Here is a 15,768-nt window from a genome sequence, read left to right on the forward strand (position 1 = left end):
TTGATTCAGCGCTATGTAGGTATTTCATAAGTTACACGTAAAGCAAGGTGAACAGGTTAAGGCAACAAAATATTTGTTCACAGCCTGCTTGTAAAAGGTTAGTAAAGGAAATAGCTGTTTGCTCTACCTAAAGAGTAAATAGTAAATATATAGGAGGAAATTTGAATGCGTAAAACTAAAATTGTATGTACTATTGGACCAGCGAGTGAAAGTGTAGAAAAATTAGTTGAACTAATTAACTCAGGCTTAAACGTTTGTCGCCTAAACTTCTCTCACGGTGACTTTGAAGAGCATGGTGCACGTATCGTTAACATTCGTGAAGCTGCGAAACAAACAGGTAAAACAGTAGGTATCTTACTTGATACAAAAGGACCTGAAATTCGTACAAACACAATGGAAAATGGTGCAATTGAGTTAGAAGAAGGCGCTGAAATCATTGTTTCTATGACAGAAGTAGTGGGAACAACTGAAAAATTCTCAATTACATATCCAGGTCTAATTGATGACGTACACGTAGGATCAAAAATCCTTTTAGATGACGGTTTAATCGGTCTTGAAGTACTAGATGTCAATAAAACTGATGGTGAAATCAAAACGAAAGTACTTAACCCTGGTACATTAAAAAATAAAAAAGGTGTAAACGTGCCAAACGTAAGTGTAAACCTTCCTGGTATCACTGAAAAAGATGCAAACGATATTGTATTTGGTATCGAACAAGGCATTGATTTTATCGCTGCTTCTTTTGTGCGTCGTGCATCTGATGTATTAGAAATTCGTGAACTACTAGAAAAACACAATGCAGCTCACATTCAAATCATCTCAAAAATCGAAAACCAAGAAGGCGTAGATAACATCAAAGAAATCCTTGAAGTTTCAGACGGCTTAATGGTTGCTCGTGGTGACTTAGGAGTAGAAATTCCTGCTGAAGAAGTACCATTAGTACAAAAAGATCTAATCAAACAATGTAATGCACTTGGCAAACCAGTTATTACAGCTACACAAATGCTTGATTCAATGCAACGCAACCCGCGCCCGACTCGTGCGGAAGCAAGTGACGTTGCCAATGCTATTTTTGATGGTACAGATGCAATTATGTTATCTGGTGAAACAGCTGCGGGTTCTTACCCAGTTGAAGCTGTACAAACAATGCATTCAATCGCTTCTCGTGCTGAGCAAGCTCTAAACTACTCTGAGATTTTACAACAGCGCAGCAAGCAAGTTGGCCCATCTATTACAGATGCAATCGGACAATCTGTTGTACACACAGCGCTTAACTTAAACGCTAGTGCAATCGTAGCGCCAACAGAAAGTGGTTATACAGCGAAAATCGTTTCTAAATATCGTCCGCAATCTCCAATCGTAGCTGTTGCAGCAAACGATTCTGTTGCACGTCGTCTTTCTCTAGTATGGGGTGTTACACCAGTTGTTGGTGAGCGCGTAAGTACAATTGACGATATGTTAGATCACGCTGTAAATGACGCAGTAAAAACAGGCGTTGTAGCACACGGCGACTTAGTGGTTATTACAGCTGGTGTTCCAGTTGGAGAATCAGGTGCAACGAACTTAATGAAAGTTCAAGTTGTAGGTGACGTTCTGGCTAAAGGACAAGGAATTGGTCGTAAAGCAGCAGTTGGTAAAGTAGTTATTGCTAAAACTGCTGAAGAAGCAAATGCAAAAATGACTGAAGGTGCTATCCTTGTTACAAACAGCACAGATCGCGATATGATCAGTGCAATCGAAAAAGCAGGGGCTCTTATTACGGAAGAAGGCGGTCTAACAAGCCATGCAGCTGTAGTAGGATTAAACTTAAGCATTCCTGTCATTGTAGGTGTAGAAAACGCAACAAGCGTATTCTCAGAAGATCAAGATATTACAGTTGATGCTTCACGTGGTGTTGTATACAACGGACACGCAAGCGTACTGTAAGAAACACGTAGATGATTGAAAAAAAGAGAAGGGGAAATCCTTCTCTTTTTGTTTAGGCAATTCAATAAGCGAAGAGGTGATGATGGTGAGGAAGCTTCTTCCGCTCCTTCTTATTGTACCTGCTGTTGAGGTAATGATTTTGATTTATTCAAGTTATCTCATTGGTGTAATGTCAACATTTTTACTGATTATTGCTACCAGTTTTATTGGTGCGTTTCTAGCGAAAAAACAAGGAACATCTCTTTTTCAAAAAGCACAGCGTCAGATGAGCCAAGGACATGTTCCAAGCGGTGAAATCCTTGATGGTATGTGTGTACTATTTGGCGGTTTGTTTCTACTGTTTCCAGGCTTCTTGACAGATGTTGTAGGCTTTATCTTTTTGCTGCCGTTTACACGCAAAATCGTCAAGCCTTTTCTTTTAACGTGGTTAAGAAGATTTTTTCAAGGGCATAATCGAATGACGATTATACGTTAACTAGAAAGAGGCTGGAACAAAAGTACTTTAGTGCAAGGAAAATCCGAACGATAAACCGTTCGGATTTTTTTATTGTGTCTGACTCTCTTTCTTCATTTTCCTATAATAAACTGCCACGTTTCTTTAAAAACTCCCGTTGTATGAAGTGTTTTTAGAATAACAAGAATAACAGGGCCAACTATTAATCCAAAAAATCCAATCAATTGATATCCTACAAATAAAGCAATTAATGTAGCAAGAGGGTCAAGACCAATGCTCGATGACAGAATCTTGGGCTCCATAATTTGTCGCTGCACAAGTACTACAGCATATAGTACCGAAAGTCCTACAGCAAATGACACATTATCTGTTGCAAACGCATAAATCATCCAAGGAACAAAAACCAGTCCTGTTCCGAGGTAAGGAAGAATATCTACTAAGCCGATTAATAAAGCGACTGTAATAGCATAATCAACCTTAAGAACAAGTAAACCAAAAAGAACGATGATTGTGGTAATCGAAATAAGCGTAAGCTGAGCTTTAATAAAACCAAACAGTGCATTTTTAAGCTCCACAACAACTGTCTGTCCATTTTCCCTTACTTTTTTAGGAATAAACACGCTGCTTTTAGTCATCAGCTTGTACCAATCTTTACTAATAAAAAAAGTAGCCAGTAATGAAAAAATAATCACAGTAGCTGCATTAGGCAATACGGATAAAAGTACTGGGATGCTTTGCAATACATTTTGCAAAAAATCACCCACCGTTTGAGCGATATGGTTGCCTACGCCTTTAATGTTCGATAAAATAGTTGCTTGCTGACCGGTATTTAAGTTATTAAACATAGAAGTAATGCGTTCATAAAACGGAAGTATTTGTTCTGTAGCAATATTTTCAATAAATATGACCACTTCTTTGAAATTTGTGGGAACAACTTTCGCTAAATACGTACTTCCTGCAATGATTTCTGTGATAAGTAACGTAATAAGTCCGGCCAAAAGAGAGAAGATAAGAACCATTGATAGTAAAACAGCTAAGTAGCGTGGTAAACGCAGCTTCAATTCAAATAGATTAACCATAGGATTTATGAAAAAAGCGATGCAGCAGGCGATAATAAATGGATATATGAGAGAAGAGACATAATAACTAAGAAATATAGATGCTGCAATAATTACCAACACACAAGCTAAGCGAAATAGTCGATGTAAATGAAGCTTGTACACAATAAATAGAGGCCTCCTTGTAAACGATAGTCAACAAAAGAAAAAGCTACTCATAAAATATTTACGTAATACGCTTTAGATTTATCACAATAAAAAAAGAAAGGATGAGTAAAATGTTCTCACAACCCATGCTGTTTTTAGCTGTTTTACTCGTAATTGGATTAGTGGCTAAAAATCAATCATTAATCATTGCAGTTGCATTTTTACTTATTTTAAAATTAATCGGGTTAGACGGTAAGGTTTTTCCGTTTCTACAATCAAAAGGAATTAATATTGGAGTAACGGTTATTACAATTGCCGTTCTTGTGCCAATTGCAACAGGAGACATAGGGTTCAAACAATTAGGAGAAGCTGTGAAATCTTCTTATGCTTGGGTTGCTCTAGGAGCCGGAATTGCTGTAGCAATTATTGCCAAATATGGACTTACACTCTTGGAAGATGATCCGCATATTACGACCGCTTTAGTTTTTGGCACAATTCTTGCTGTGGCGCTGTTTCAAGGGGTAGCAGTAGGTCCGTTAATCGGTGCTGGAATCGCTTATTTATTTATGAAATTAACTGAACTTTTTTCGTAGAAATTTTTGTATAATAATAATTTTTTTAAAATTTCTTCTCTCTTTTGATTCACAAAAGTCAGATAATTGTTTATAATATATTTTGAGGCCGCATCTTTTTACATACAATTGTATGTTTTACCTATAGGGCTGTAACAAAGCAATGACACATGCAGATGTTTTGATTTTGTGTGTTATTGAAACAAATGGAAATGTAAGCATTTTCTTTACGTGGGGTGAAGGAATGTTCTTCCAAGATATATATTCAAAAGAGGCGCTTCGTATATCATTTAATGTCTAGTTGAGCAGAGGCTCAATTTTGTTTTTCACGTTTTACACAGAAAGGTATGGGGAATTTTTTCTGTAAAGGAGTGGAGATTTATGACAGCAACTCGAGGTCTAGAAGGGGTAGTCGCTACAACGTCAGCAGTAAGTTCAATTATTGATGACACTTTAACATATCAAGGCTACAATATTGATGATTTAGCGAATTATGCAACATTTGAAGAAGTGGTGTATTTACTATGGCACGGAAAATTACCTAACAAAGAAGAATTATCTGTGTTTTCTAGATTACTAGCAGAAAACGCTAAATTACCCCAAGAAGTCTTAGATCATTTCAAAACTTATCCAATTCAAGATGTTCATCCAATGGCAGCTTTAAGAACAGTCGTATCACTATTGGGGTTGTACGATCCTGAAGCTGATTTAATGGATGAAGAAGCAAATTATCGCAAAGCTGTTCGTTTGCAAGCACAATTACCAACGGTGGTAACGGCTTTTTCAAGAGTCCGTAACGGATTAGAGCCAATTGAACCAAACGAAAACTATAGCATTGCCGCTAACTTTTTATATATGTTAACCGGCGAAGAGCCAACTGATATCCAAGTAGAGGCATTTGATAAGGCACTTGTCTTACACGCTGACCATGAGCTAAATGCTTCAACTTTTACAGCTCGTGTCTGTGTGGCAACATTATCTGATATTTATTCAGGAATTACAGCCGCTATTGGAGCGTTAAAGGGTCCTCTTCACGGGGGAGCGAATGAAGCTGTTATGAAAATGTTGTCTGACATTCAAACAGTTGAAAACGCAGAACCTTACATTCGCGAAAAGCTCGCGAAGAAAGAAAAGATTATGGGATTTGGACATCGTGTGTATCAGCAGGGTGATCCTCGTGCCAAGCACTTGAAAGAAATGTCTGAAAAACTTACAAAACAAGCAGGAGATACAACGCTATACGATATGTCAGTGAAAATTGAGAAAATCGTAACAGGCGAGAAAAAGCTTCCGCCAAACGTTGATTTCTATTCAGCTTCTGTATACCACAGCTTAGGTATTGATCACGATTTATTTACTCCGATTTTTGCCGTAAGCCGCGTATCAGGATGGATTGCTCACATTTTAGAGCAGTATTCAAACAATCGTTTGATTCGTCCAAGAGCTGATTATATCGGTCCTGGAAAACAAACGTACATTCCGCTTGAAGAGCGCAGCTAAACAATGTGACGAAGGTGCTCACGTTCGTTGAGCACTTTTCCATAAGTGAAAGTAGACAATTTTTTAAGGAGGTCATTCTCATGACAAAAGGTGAACAAATTTCTGTAGCAAACGGCGTTTTAAACGTACCAAATAACCCAATTATTCCATTTATCGAAGGTGACGGAATTGGTCCGGATATCTGGGCAGCAGCTTCCCGCGTATTAGAAGCAGCAGTTGCAAAAGCATACAATGGTGAAAAAGAAATCGTTTGGAAAGAAGTATTAGCAGGTGAAAAAGCATTTAATCAAACTGGCGAATGGTTACCGGAAGAAACGTTAGATGCAATTCGCGAATACATAATTGCAATCAAAGGACCATTAACGACACCAGTAGGCGGTGGAATTCGTTCTCTAAACGTGGCATTGCGTCAAGAATTAGACTTATTCACATGCTTACGTCCTGTTCGCTACTTTGACGGCGTACCTTCTCCAATTAAGCGCCCAGAAGATACAGATATGGTTATCTTCCGTGAAAATACTGAAGATATTTATGCTGGTATTGAATATGCGAAGGGTTCTGAAGAAGTACAAAAACTTGTTTCATTCCTACAAACGGAATTAGGCGTAAATAAAATCCGTTTCCCTGAAACTTCTGGATTAGGTATTAAGCCTATTTCTTCTGAAGGAACGGAGCGTCTTGTGCGTGCAGCAATCAACTATGCGATTGAACAGGGCCGCAAGTCTGTTACGCTTGTACACAAAGGTAACATTATGAAATATACAGAAGGCGCATTTAAAAATTGGGGCTATGAGCTAGCTGAAAAAGAATTCGGCGATAAAGTATTTACTTGGGCTCAATATGACCGCATCGTTGAAAAAGAAGGTGCACAAGCTGCAAACAAAGCTCAAGCAGAAGCGGAAGCAGCAGGAAAAATTATTGTAAAAGATTCTATTGCAGATATCTTCTTACAACAAATTTTAACTCGTCCACGTGAATTTGATGTAGTAGCAACAATGAACTTAAATGGAGATTACATTTCAGATGCATTAGCAGCACAAGTTGGCGGTATCGGAATTGCTCCAGGAGCAAACATCAACTATGAAACTGGACATGCTATCTTTGAAGCAACTCACGGTACAGCACCTAAATATGCTGGTTTAGATAAAGTAAACCCATCTTCTGTATTATTATCAGGTGTGTTAATGCTTGAACACCTTGGCTGGAATGAAGCAGCGGATTTAATCATGAAATCAATGGAAAAAACAATTGCTTCAAAAGTAGTAACATATGATTTCGCACGTTTAATGGACGGCGCAACAGAAGTGAAGTGTTCAGAGTTTGCTGATGAATTAATTAGCAATCTAGGAAAACAAGTAACAGTTTAATAGCTATTCATTTAGGGGAGGAATTATAATGGCAAATATGCGTAAAAAAGTATCTGTTATCGGAGCGGGCTTTACGGGAGCTACAACTGCTTTTTTAATTGGTCAAAAAGAATTAGCTGATGTTGTATTAGTTGATATTCCGCAATTAGAAAATCCAGCTAAAGGTAAAGCGCTGGATATGTTAGAAGCAAGTCCTGTACAAGGCTTTGACGCTAACATTACAGGAACAGCCAACTACGAAGACACAGCTGATTCTGACATTGTCATTATTACAGCTGGTATCGCGCGTAAGCCAGGTATGAGTCGCGATGATTTAGTCACAACGAACCAAAAAATTATGAAGTCTGTTACTCAAGAAGTTGTTAAATACTCGCCAAACTGTCACATTATCGTGTTAACAAACCCGGTAGATGCTATGACGTACACAGTATTTAAAGAATCTGGTTTTCCTAAAAACCGCGTAATCGGTCAATCAGGCGTATTAGATTCTGCACGTTTCCGTACGTTCGTAGCGCAGGAGTTAAACATTTCAGTGAAAGATATCACAGGTTTTGTACTTGGTGGACATGGCGACGATATGGTACCTCTTGTACGCTACTCATATGCTGGCGGTATTCCTCTTGAAACGCTTATTCCAAAAGCGCGTCTTGAAGCAATTGTTGAAAGAACACGCAAAGGCGGCGGCGAGATCGTTAACTTATTAGGCAACGGAAGTGCGTACTACGCTCCTGCTGCTTCTTTAGTGGAAATGACAGAAGCGATCTTAAAAGATCAGCGTCGTATTTTACCAGCGATTGCTTACCTAGAGGGTGAATATGGTTATAACGGCATCTACTTAGGTGTTCCGACCGTATTAGGAGCTGCAGGAATTGAGCAAGTAATTGAATTAGAACTTACTGATTCTGAAAAAGCTGCGTTAGATCAATCAGCAAAATCAGTCAAAACTGTCATGGGTGTATTAGCTTAATACAATAAAGTAGGTTTGAGTATAGGTTTTTATAGATATTCAAACAATAGTCACAAGGAAAATTCGAGGGAAACCTCGAATTTTTCTTGTATATAAAGAAAAACTATTACTTTATACAAAAGGTGGAATGATGATGGTATTAGGTAAAAAACAAAAAATAGGTCGAAGTATTGAAGATATAAAAGTTGGAGAAAAATTAACGCTAACTGAACGAATTGAAGATAAAGATATCTTATTGTACTTAGGGCTGACAAATGATTCTAACCCTTTATACATTCAGCATGATTATGCATCTCAGACACCTTTTAAGAAACCTATTGTGCCAAGCATTATGATTACCGGTATTATGACAGCAGCCATTTCAAAGTACTTGCCCGGACCTGGAAGCCATGTTGCAGAACATACGGTTGCCTTTCCCAAAAAAATTCATCATTATAGTACGATTGAATTTTTATTTGAAGTCACAGAGGTAGATGTTTCTTCTAAAACTGTTACGATTGAAGTAGAAGCGGTCAATGAACAAAAAGAGAAAGTAGTAACGGCTCGGTTTCTTGTGTATCCGCCGCTTAGACTTCCATCAGTAGAGACACATGACTTTGAAAATTTTTAAAACGCCCTAAGTATTGATAAATATAGAAGAAGCTCTTTAGCCATATTTTCTGAAAATGTTGAAATGTATTGGAGAACGAGGCTAAAACATTGTATGATAAGAGAAGATAAATAGAAAATAATATCATTTGGGTGAAGCTGCGGTTTAATTTAACTAGATGGAGGCTTATATCGTTAATATGAGTAAGAAATTATTAGTCGTAGATGATGAACAATCAATTTCAACATTATTACAATATAATTTACAACAAGCTGGCTTTACAGTAGAAACAGCTGAAGACGGGGAAGAAGGATACAACAAGGCATTAGAAGGAAAACCTGATTTAATTGTGTTAGACTTGATGCTTCCTAAAATGGATGGAATTGAAGTTTGTAAAAAGCTTCGTCAGCAAAAAGTGATGACGCCTATTTTAATGTTAACTGCAAAAGACGATGAGTTTGACAAGGTATTAGGGCTAGAACTTGGCGCAGATGACTACATGACGAAACCATTTAGTCCTCGAGAAGTAGTAGCCCGTGTAAAAGCCATTTTACGCAGAACACAAATTATTGCTCAGGAAAATGAACAGGAGGAAGATGGCGAACGTATCATGATTGGTGATTTAAAAATTCTTCCAGATCATTATGAGGCCTACTTTAATCAAGAGCAGCTTGAGCTTACTCCGAAAGAATTCGAGTTATTATTATATTTGGCAAAATACAAAGGACGGGTATTAACTCGTGATCAGCTGCTGAGTGCAGTGTGGAATTATGATTTTGCCGGAGATACGCGAATTGTAGATGTGCACATCAGCCATCTGCGTGAGAAAATTGAACATAATACGCGAAAACCGGTTTATATAAAAACGATTAGAGGATTAGGATATAAGCTGGAGGAACCAAAGGTAGATGAATAAATTTCGTTCAAGGCTACTTTTGGCTCTATTAGTACTTATTATTATTGTATTAGTAGGTCTTGGCCTGCTGCTGGGGCAGTTGTTTAAAAACTTTTATTTTCAAACGTTTCAAGAGCGAATGGAAAAAGAAGCAAAGCTTGTGGAAATGTACATTAGTGAAGAAGGCATCACAAGTCCTGCTTTAAAATCTAAAGTTTATCAAATCAGTCATTCGCTAAGTGTACGAACGACTGTCGTTCAAAAAGATGGAAAAATATTAGTTGACTCAAATCCAGGTAGCAAGCAGCAAAGAATCGAAAAAAGTATTGTAATCCAACAAGTATTAAAAAAGCAGTTAAACAGCAAAAAAAGCTTTGATCAAATTAAAGAAGATTACGACTTATATTACTATGGTATCCCGCTTATTATAGAAGGTAAGCAAGAGGGATTTGTTGTTTTGAGTACATCGTTTGATTCATTAAAACAAGTAAATCAGCAAATCTGGGGGCTTCTTATTGGAAGCTTAGGTCTAGCTTTGATTGTGATTTTACTCTTAGGTGTAAAGATTATGGGGCGCTATACCCGTCCTATTGAATCGGCAACCAAGGTGGCTATGGAACTTGCAAAAGGGAATTATAAAGCTCGTACATATGAAGATTATGTAGATGAAACAGGGATGCTGAGTCAGTCTATTAACGCACTTGCTCGTAATCTGCAAGAGTCTATCACTAATCAAGAAATGCAGCAGGACAGGCTGCGCACCCTAATTGAAAATATGGGAAGCGGTATGCTTCTTATCGATAGTCGAGGCTATATAAACTTAGTGAATCGAGCTTATAAAGAGCAGTTTCATATACATCCGGACGATTTCCTTTATCACTTGTATTATGAGGTATTTGAGCACAAAGAAATCATTAAACTTGTGGAAAAAATATTTATGACCGAAGTAAAGGTTCGAAAACAAGTCGTTTTGCCTTTAAATATTGAACGAAGATATTTTGATGTTTACGGAGCGCCGATTATTGGCTTAAACGATGAATGGAAAGGCATTGTGCTTGTTTTCCATGATATTACCGAGCTGAAAAAACTAGAACAAGTGCGCCGTGACTTTGTAGCGAATGTGTCTCATGAACTAAAAACGCCTATTACGTCCATTAAAGGGTTTAGTGAGACATTGTTAGACGGTGCCATGGAAGATCCAAAGCTGCGAGAGCAGTTTCTATCTATTATTCTAACGGAAAGCCAGCGCATGGAGAGCCTGATTCAAGATCTTTTGGATTTATCTAAAGTTGAACAGCAAGGTTTTAAACTAAGCATTCATTCAGTAGATTTGAATACCCTTCTCTATGAGGTCATAACAGTGCTATCGAACCGAGCGAATGAAAAAGAAATCACTCTAACGTTAGATACGCTTCCTGAAGAAGCGTGGATTGATGGTGACAGTCAGCGCCTTATGCAAGTGTTCGTTAACTTAATTGGCAATGCGCTCATGTATACAATGCCTGGAGGAACCGTTCACGTTTCGCTTGAAGAGGAAGAAGAAACGATTACGGTTCATGTTCAAGATACAGGTATCGGTATTGATTCTGATGAAATTTCACGTATTTTTGAGCGTTTTTACAGAGTAGATAAAGCAAGAAGCCGCAATTCCGGAGGAACAGGTCTTGGATTAGCAATTGTTAAACATCTTGTTGAAGCTCATAAAGGGGAAATTGAAGTGAAAAGTGAAGTCAATAAAGGGACAACTTTTTCGGTGAAGCTGCACAAGTATTTGCCGCAGATGTAAAATGTTTACGTTCCTTTTACAATTTATTTAATGTAGCTTAATAATTAATTGATACAATTTTTCATGGAAACCCCTTCATCCAAGGAGCCAATATGTAAGGCGAAAATAGCTTTAACCGTGCTATTTTCGCCGATTCTTTTTGACAATTTCTATCCATTCACATGCTACACCGCCTAAAATAACTAGGCGGTGTTTTTTATTTTATGATGTATAGATCTTATCACCACATGAAAATAAAACGTTGAATTCAAGAGTACTTTTTGTCCTTAAAGCTTATTGTTTGCTAAAATAAAGGTAAGATAAGAAGAGAGCGAAATGGAGGAACATGAATGACACAAAAACTAGTATTAATTGACGGGAATAGTATTGCCTACCGTGCATTTTTTGCTTTGCCGCTTTTAAACAATGATAAAGGAATACATACAAATGCCATATACGGCTTTACTACAATGCTGACACGTATTTTAGAGGAAGAGAAGCCAACGCATTTACTGGTGGCTTTTGATGCAGGGAAAACAACGTTTCGTCACAAAACATTTACAGAATATAAAGGAGGCAGACAAAAGACGCCTCCTGAACTTTCAGAGCAGTTTCCCTTTATTCGTGAGTTATTAGATGCATATGGAATTAAGCGCTATGAACTGCCTGAGTACGAAGCAGATGATATTATCGGTACACTTTCAAAACAAGCAGAACAAAAAGGAATGGCCGTGAAAGTCATTTCCGGTGATAAAGATTTACTTCAGCTTGTGTCAGAGCATGTAACCGTAGATATTACGAGAAAAGGAATTACGGATGTGGATTCCTATACGCCTGCAGCCATTGATGAAAAATATGGAATCACGGCTGCGCAAATCATTGATATGAAGGGTCTTATGGGAGACAGCTCAGATAATATTCCAGGCGTGCCCGGAGTTGGAGAAAAAACAGCCTTAAAGTTATTAAAAGAGTTTGAAACCGTTGAAAATGTATTGCAATCTATCGATCAAGTCAGCGGTAAAAAATTAAAAGAAAAGCTAGAAGATAATCGTGAATCAGCCATCATGAGTAAAAAGCTTGCAACTATTTATTGCGAAGCGCCTCTTGAAGTATCTGTAGAAGATGCGAAATATGACGGGTTTGAATCTTCAAAGGTCATCTCTTTATTTAAAGAGCTTGGGTTTAATTCTCTGCTTGCTAAATTTGGTGAATCAGCAGAAGAGGAAGCAGATTTTGAAGAACTGACGTTTGAAATAGTGCAGGAAGTTCACGATGATATGTTAACAAGCGAAGCAGCTCTGATCGTAGAAGGTTATGAAGAAAACTATCATCACAATCAGCTGCTCGGTTTTGGAATCAGCAACAAAAACGGCCACTATTTTATTGATAAAGACACAGCTCTTTCATCTTCCAAGTTTACAGCATGGCTAGAAGATGAAGATGTAAAAAAGACGGTATTTAATGGAAAACGTACGATTGTATCGTTAAAATGGGCGGGGCATGAAATTAAAGGAATTGAACATGATGTAATGATTGCTTCTTACATCTTAAATCCCGCTGAAGCAAATGATGACCTAGCGACAATTGCAAAATTAAAAGGATATCATCAAGTGCAATCAGATGAAGCGGTGTATGGAAAAGGAGCTAAGCGAAGCATTGCGGAAGCTGCTCAGCTAGCTGAGCATGTTATAAGAAAAGCAGCCGCCGTAGCTTATTTAAAAGAAGTGTTGGAAAAAGAATTGGTTGAAAATGAACAGTTTGAGCTGTTTGAAAAGCTTGAAATGCCTCTTGCCATTGTCCTTTCCGATATGGAATATCAAGGGGTGAAAATTGATCGGGCGCGTTTGGATGAAATGGGCGAAGATCTTCGAGAACAGCTTGAAAAAATTGAAGCGAAAATCTACGAATACGCTGGACAAGAATTCAATATTAATTCACCAAAGCAGCTAGGAGTTGTTCTTTTTGAAAAAATGCAGCTTCCAGTCATAAAGAAAACAAAAACAGGCTATTCCACATCAGCTGATGTATTAGAGCAATTAGCTAGCGCCCATGATATTATCCCAGAGATTTTACAATACCGTCAGCTAGGAAAATTACAGTCTACGTATATCGAAGGGTTAAAAAAGGTTATTCATGAAAGCGATGGAAAAGTTCATACCCGCTTTAATCAAACGTTAACTCAAACGGGAAGGTTAAGCTCAGTAGATCCTAACTTGCAAAACATCCCGATTCGTCTTGAAGAAGGTAAAAAAATAAGAGGTGCGTTCGTGCCTTCACAGCCTGATTGGTTAATATTTGCGGCGGATTATTCACAAATTGAGCTGCGCGTACTGGCTCATATTGCAAATGATGAAAAGCTAATTGATGCGTTTAAGCATGACTTAGATATTCATACGAAAACAGCGATGGATGTGTTCCACGTCGAAAGAGAAGAAGTAACGTCGAATATGCGCCGTCAGGCTAAAGCAGTTAATTTTGGAATCGTCTATGGCATCAGTGATTACGGTTTATCGCAAAGTTTAGGAATTACAAGAAAAGCAGCGGCTACTTTTATTGAACGCTATTTAAAAAGCTTCCCGGGTGTACAGGAGTATATGGATACGATTGTGCGCGATGCAAAAGAAAAGGGATACGTAACAACGCTCTTGCACCGCCGCCGTTACTTGCCTGAAATCACGAGCCGAAACTTTAACCTCCGCAGCTTTGCTGAGCGTACAGCTATGAATACGCCTATTCAAGGGACAGCAGCTGACATTATTAAAAAAGCAATGATCGAAATGGATAAGCGCTTAAAAGATGAAAATCTTCAGGCTAAGCTGCTGCTTCAAGTACACGATGAGCTGATTTTTGAAGCCCCAGAAGAAGAAATTAAAATTTTAGAGAAAATCGTACCAGAAGTAATGGAGCATGCTTTAGAGCTAGAAGTTCCGTTGAAAGTAGATTATTCTTACGGAAAGACTTGGTACGAAGCAAAGTAGTGGAAAAAGGATGTGACAAACGTGCCAGAATTACCAGAAGTTGAGACCGTCAGACGTACGTTGATTGAATTAGCCAGTGGTAAGACCATTGAGCGTGTAACCGTTAAATGGCCTAATATTATCAAACGTCCTGAGCAAGTTGAGCAGTTTTGTGACGCGCTTGTTGGACAAACCATTCGAGATGTTGAACGCAGAGGTAAGTTTTTGAAAATTGTACTCGATGATTATACGATGGTTTCTCATCTGCGTATGGAAGGAAAATATGCTCTCCATGAAAATGCAGACGAACCAGATAAGCATGTACACGTCTTTTTTCACTTCACCGACGGAACAGAATTACGATACCGGGATGTAAGGAAATTTGGTACCATGCACTTATTTAAAAAGGGAGAGGAAGATCTGTTTCCTCCTCTTATTGGCCTTGGACCTGAACCGTTTGCCGAAACATTTAATCCAAGTCAGTTAAAAATGCGAATCGGCAAAACCTCTCGAAAAATCAAGCCGGTTTTACTCGATCAAAATGTCGTGGTTGGGCTAGGGAATATTTATGTAGATGAAGCACTATTTCGCGCAGGGATTCACCCTGAACGAGTGGCCAGCCAATTAACAGACGAAGAGTATGAAAAATTGTACGAAGAAATTGTAGCGACCCTTCAAGAAGCGGTGAAACAAGGGGGCAGCACAATTCGTACGTATGTAAACACACAGGGGCAAATAGGCATGTTTCAGCAGCAGCTTTACGTGTACGGAAGAAAAGGCGAATCCTGTAAAATTTGCGGTACCCCAATTGAAAAATTTGTTGTAGGCGGTAGAGGAACACATATCTGCCCAAATTGTCAGCCGGCTAAAAAATAACAATGGATGGGCTCCTTTCATATACTACGTATAGACAGAAAGGAAAGGAGTCCTCTCATCATGATAACATTTTCTTTACTTATTCTTGCTTTTGCCGTAAGTCTTGACAGCTTTAGCGTTGGCCTGACATACGGACTTCGAAAGGTGAAAATCCCGCTGAAATCCATTTTTATTATTTCATGTTGCTCAGCATTTTCTTTAATGTTTTCTATGTTTTTAGGAAAGGTACTTACGCATCTATTTTCAGTGGATGTACTAAATAAAGTAGGCGGAGGTATTCTTGTTCTACTTGGAATGTGGATTTTATACCAGTTTTTTTGTCCGGCAGATTCATCTCGAGTGAAAGAAGAAAAAACATTAGTGAAAATTGAAATTAAGTCAATTGGCTTAGTCATTAACGTATTGAAAAAACCAACGGCAGCAGATTTAGATAATTCAGGTTCCATCACTGGGATTGAAGCATTTATACTTGGAATTGCATTATCTCTTGATGCATTTGGAGCAGGGTTTGGAGCAGCTTTATTAGGTTATTCGCCGTATGCTTTAGCAATTGCTGTAGCTCTTATGAGTTCACTTTTTTTAAGTGCTGGCATACAGTTTGGCAAAGTTTTTTCACGTTTATCATGGATGAAAATGTTTTCCTTTTTACCGGGAGTTCTGCTTATTATTTTAGGTATTTTTAGATTTTAAATAAA

General features: G+C 38.2%; 13 protein-coding genes. 12 read left to right on the forward strand and 1 reads right to left on the reverse strand.

Going from position 1 to position 15,768, the window contains the following annotated elements:
- The first annotated feature begins 165 nt into the window (after window positions 1–165).
- Together pyk and ACH6EI_RS00650 are read left to right on the forward strand one after the other, a co-directional pair.
- A complete protein-coding gene (gene pyk, locus ACH6EI_RS00645; protein ID WP_045291184.1) occupies window positions 166–1,926 on the forward strand; it encodes a pyruvate kinase in 1,761 nt (586 codons plus the stop codon).
- 82 nt (window positions 1,927–2,008) lie between these two features.
- Window positions 2,009–2,401, forward strand: a complete 393-nt coding sequence (locus tag ACH6EI_RS00650; protein ID WP_189643481.1) for an FxsA family protein — start codon at window positions 2,009–2,011, stop codon at window positions 2,399–2,401.
- A gap of 92 nt (window positions 2,402–2,493) precedes the next feature.
- On the opposite strand, the gene ytvI is transcribed toward ACH6EI_RS00650, so the two are convergent.
- Entirely contained in the window at window positions 2,494–3,603 is a 1,110-nt protein-coding gene (gene ytvI, locus ACH6EI_RS00655) for a sporulation integral membrane protein YtvI (protein WP_098999239.1), read from the reverse strand.
- 113 nt (window positions 3,604–3,716) lie between these two features.
- Between ytvI and ACH6EI_RS00660 the strand changes: the two genes are divergently transcribed.
- The 10 genes from ACH6EI_RS00660 (at window position 3,717) to ytaF (ending at window position 15,763) form a co-directional block, all read left to right on the forward strand.
- A complete protein-coding gene (locus ACH6EI_RS00660; protein WP_108674329.1) occupies window positions 3,717–4,178 on the forward strand; it encodes a DUF441 domain-containing protein in 462 nt (153 codons plus the stop codon).
- Between the two features lie 360 nt (window positions 4,179–4,538).
- Entirely contained in the window at window positions 4,539–5,657 is a 1,119-nt protein-coding gene (gene citZ / locus ACH6EI_RS00665) for a citrate synthase (protein WP_028411779.1), read from the forward strand.
- 74 nt (window positions 5,658–5,731) lie between these two features.
- A complete protein-coding gene (gene icd / locus ACH6EI_RS00670; protein ID WP_255255780.1) occupies window positions 5,732–7,024 on the forward strand; it encodes an NADP-dependent isocitrate dehydrogenase in 1,293 nt (430 codons plus the stop codon).
- 28 nt (window positions 7,025–7,052) lie between these two features.
- On the forward strand, window positions 7,053–7,991 hold the full coding sequence (mdh, locus tag ACH6EI_RS00675; protein WP_013059443.1) for a malate dehydrogenase: 939 nt from the start codon (window positions 7,053–7,055) through the stop codon (window positions 7,989–7,991).
- 133 nt (window positions 7,992–8,124) lie between these two features.
- Window positions 8,125–8,601 carry a MaoC family dehydratase gene (locus tag ACH6EI_RS00680; RefSeq protein ID WP_028411778.1) on the forward strand — a complete coding sequence of 159 codons (477 nt, stop codon included), beginning with the start codon at window positions 8,125–8,127 and terminating at the stop codon, window positions 8,599–8,601.
- Window positions 8,602–8,779: 178 nt separating this feature from the next.
- Window positions 8,780–9,496: a response regulator transcription factor gene (locus ACH6EI_RS00685; protein WP_013085192.1), complete on the forward strand. Its 717-nt coding sequence runs from the start codon at window positions 8,780–8,782 to the stop codon at window positions 9,494–9,496.
- Entirely contained in the window at window positions 9,489–11,261 is a 1,773-nt protein-coding gene (gene pnpS / locus ACH6EI_RS00690; RefSeq protein ID WP_397376789.1) for a two-component system histidine kinase PnpS, read from the forward strand. The genes ACH6EI_RS00685 and pnpS overlap by 8 nt, the downstream gene beginning before the upstream one ends.
- 329 nt (window positions 11,262–11,590) lie before the next feature.
- Complete coding sequence (polA, locus tag ACH6EI_RS00695; protein WP_108674328.1) at window positions 11,591–14,218, forward strand: DNA polymerase I; 2,628 nt, start codon at window positions 11,591–11,593, stop codon at window positions 14,216–14,218.
- Window positions 14,219–14,239: 21 nt separating this feature from the next.
- Window positions 14,240–15,073: a DNA-formamidopyrimidine glycosylase gene (mutM, locus tag ACH6EI_RS00700; protein ID WP_098999238.1), complete on the forward strand. Its 834-nt coding sequence runs from the start codon at window positions 14,240–14,242 to the stop codon at window positions 15,071–15,073.
- A 60-nt stretch (window positions 15,074–15,133) separates the two neighbouring features.
- A complete protein-coding gene (gene ytaF, locus ACH6EI_RS00705; RefSeq protein ID WP_033579623.1) occupies window positions 15,134–15,763 on the forward strand; it encodes a sporulation membrane protein YtaF in 630 nt (209 codons plus the stop codon).
- Window positions 15,764–15,768: the final 5 nt, after the last annotated feature.

The organism is Priestia sp. JSM ZJ58 (assembly GCF_044383985.1).
Lineage (GTDB): Bacteria > Bacillota > Bacilli > Bacillales > Bacillaceae_H > Priestia > Priestia zanthoxyli.

Excerpts from the sequence above, each read along its gene's own strand:
- ACH6EI_RS00660 (WP_108674329.1), top strand. The coding sequence starts at position 3,717 with ATGTTCTCACAACCCATGCTGTTTTTAGCTGTTTTACTCGTAATTGGA.
- pnpS (WP_397376789.1), top strand. The coding sequence starts at position 9,489 with ATGAATAAATTTCGTTCAAGGCTACTTTTGGCTCTATTAGTACTTATT.
- ACH6EI_RS00650 (WP_189643481.1), top strand. The coding sequence starts at position 2,009 with ATGGTGAGGAAGCTTCTTCCGCTCCTTCTTATTGTACCTGCTGTTGAG.
- ytaF (WP_033579623.1), top strand. The coding sequence starts at position 15,134 with ATGATAACATTTTCTTTACTTATTCTTGCTTTTGCCGTAAGTCTTGAC.
- mdh (WP_013059443.1), top strand. The coding sequence starts at position 7,053 with ATGGCAAATATGCGTAAAAAAGTATCTGTTATCGGAGCGGGCTTTACG.
- pyk (WP_045291184.1), top strand. The coding sequence starts at position 166 with ATGCGTAAAACTAAAATTGTATGTACTATTGGACCAGCGAGTGAAAGT.
- citZ (WP_028411779.1), top strand. The coding sequence starts at position 4,539 with ATGACAGCAACTCGAGGTCTAGAAGGGGTAGTCGCTACAACGTCAGCA.
- ACH6EI_RS00685 (WP_013085192.1), top strand. The coding sequence starts at position 8,780 with ATGAGTAAGAAATTATTAGTCGTAGATGATGAACAATCAATTTCAACA.
- polA (WP_108674328.1), top strand. The coding sequence starts at position 11,591 with ATGACACAAAAACTAGTATTAATTGACGGGAATAGTATTGCCTACCGT.
- ACH6EI_RS00680 (WP_028411778.1), top strand. The coding sequence starts at position 8,125 with ATGGTATTAGGTAAAAAACAAAAAATAGGTCGAAGTATTGAAGATATA.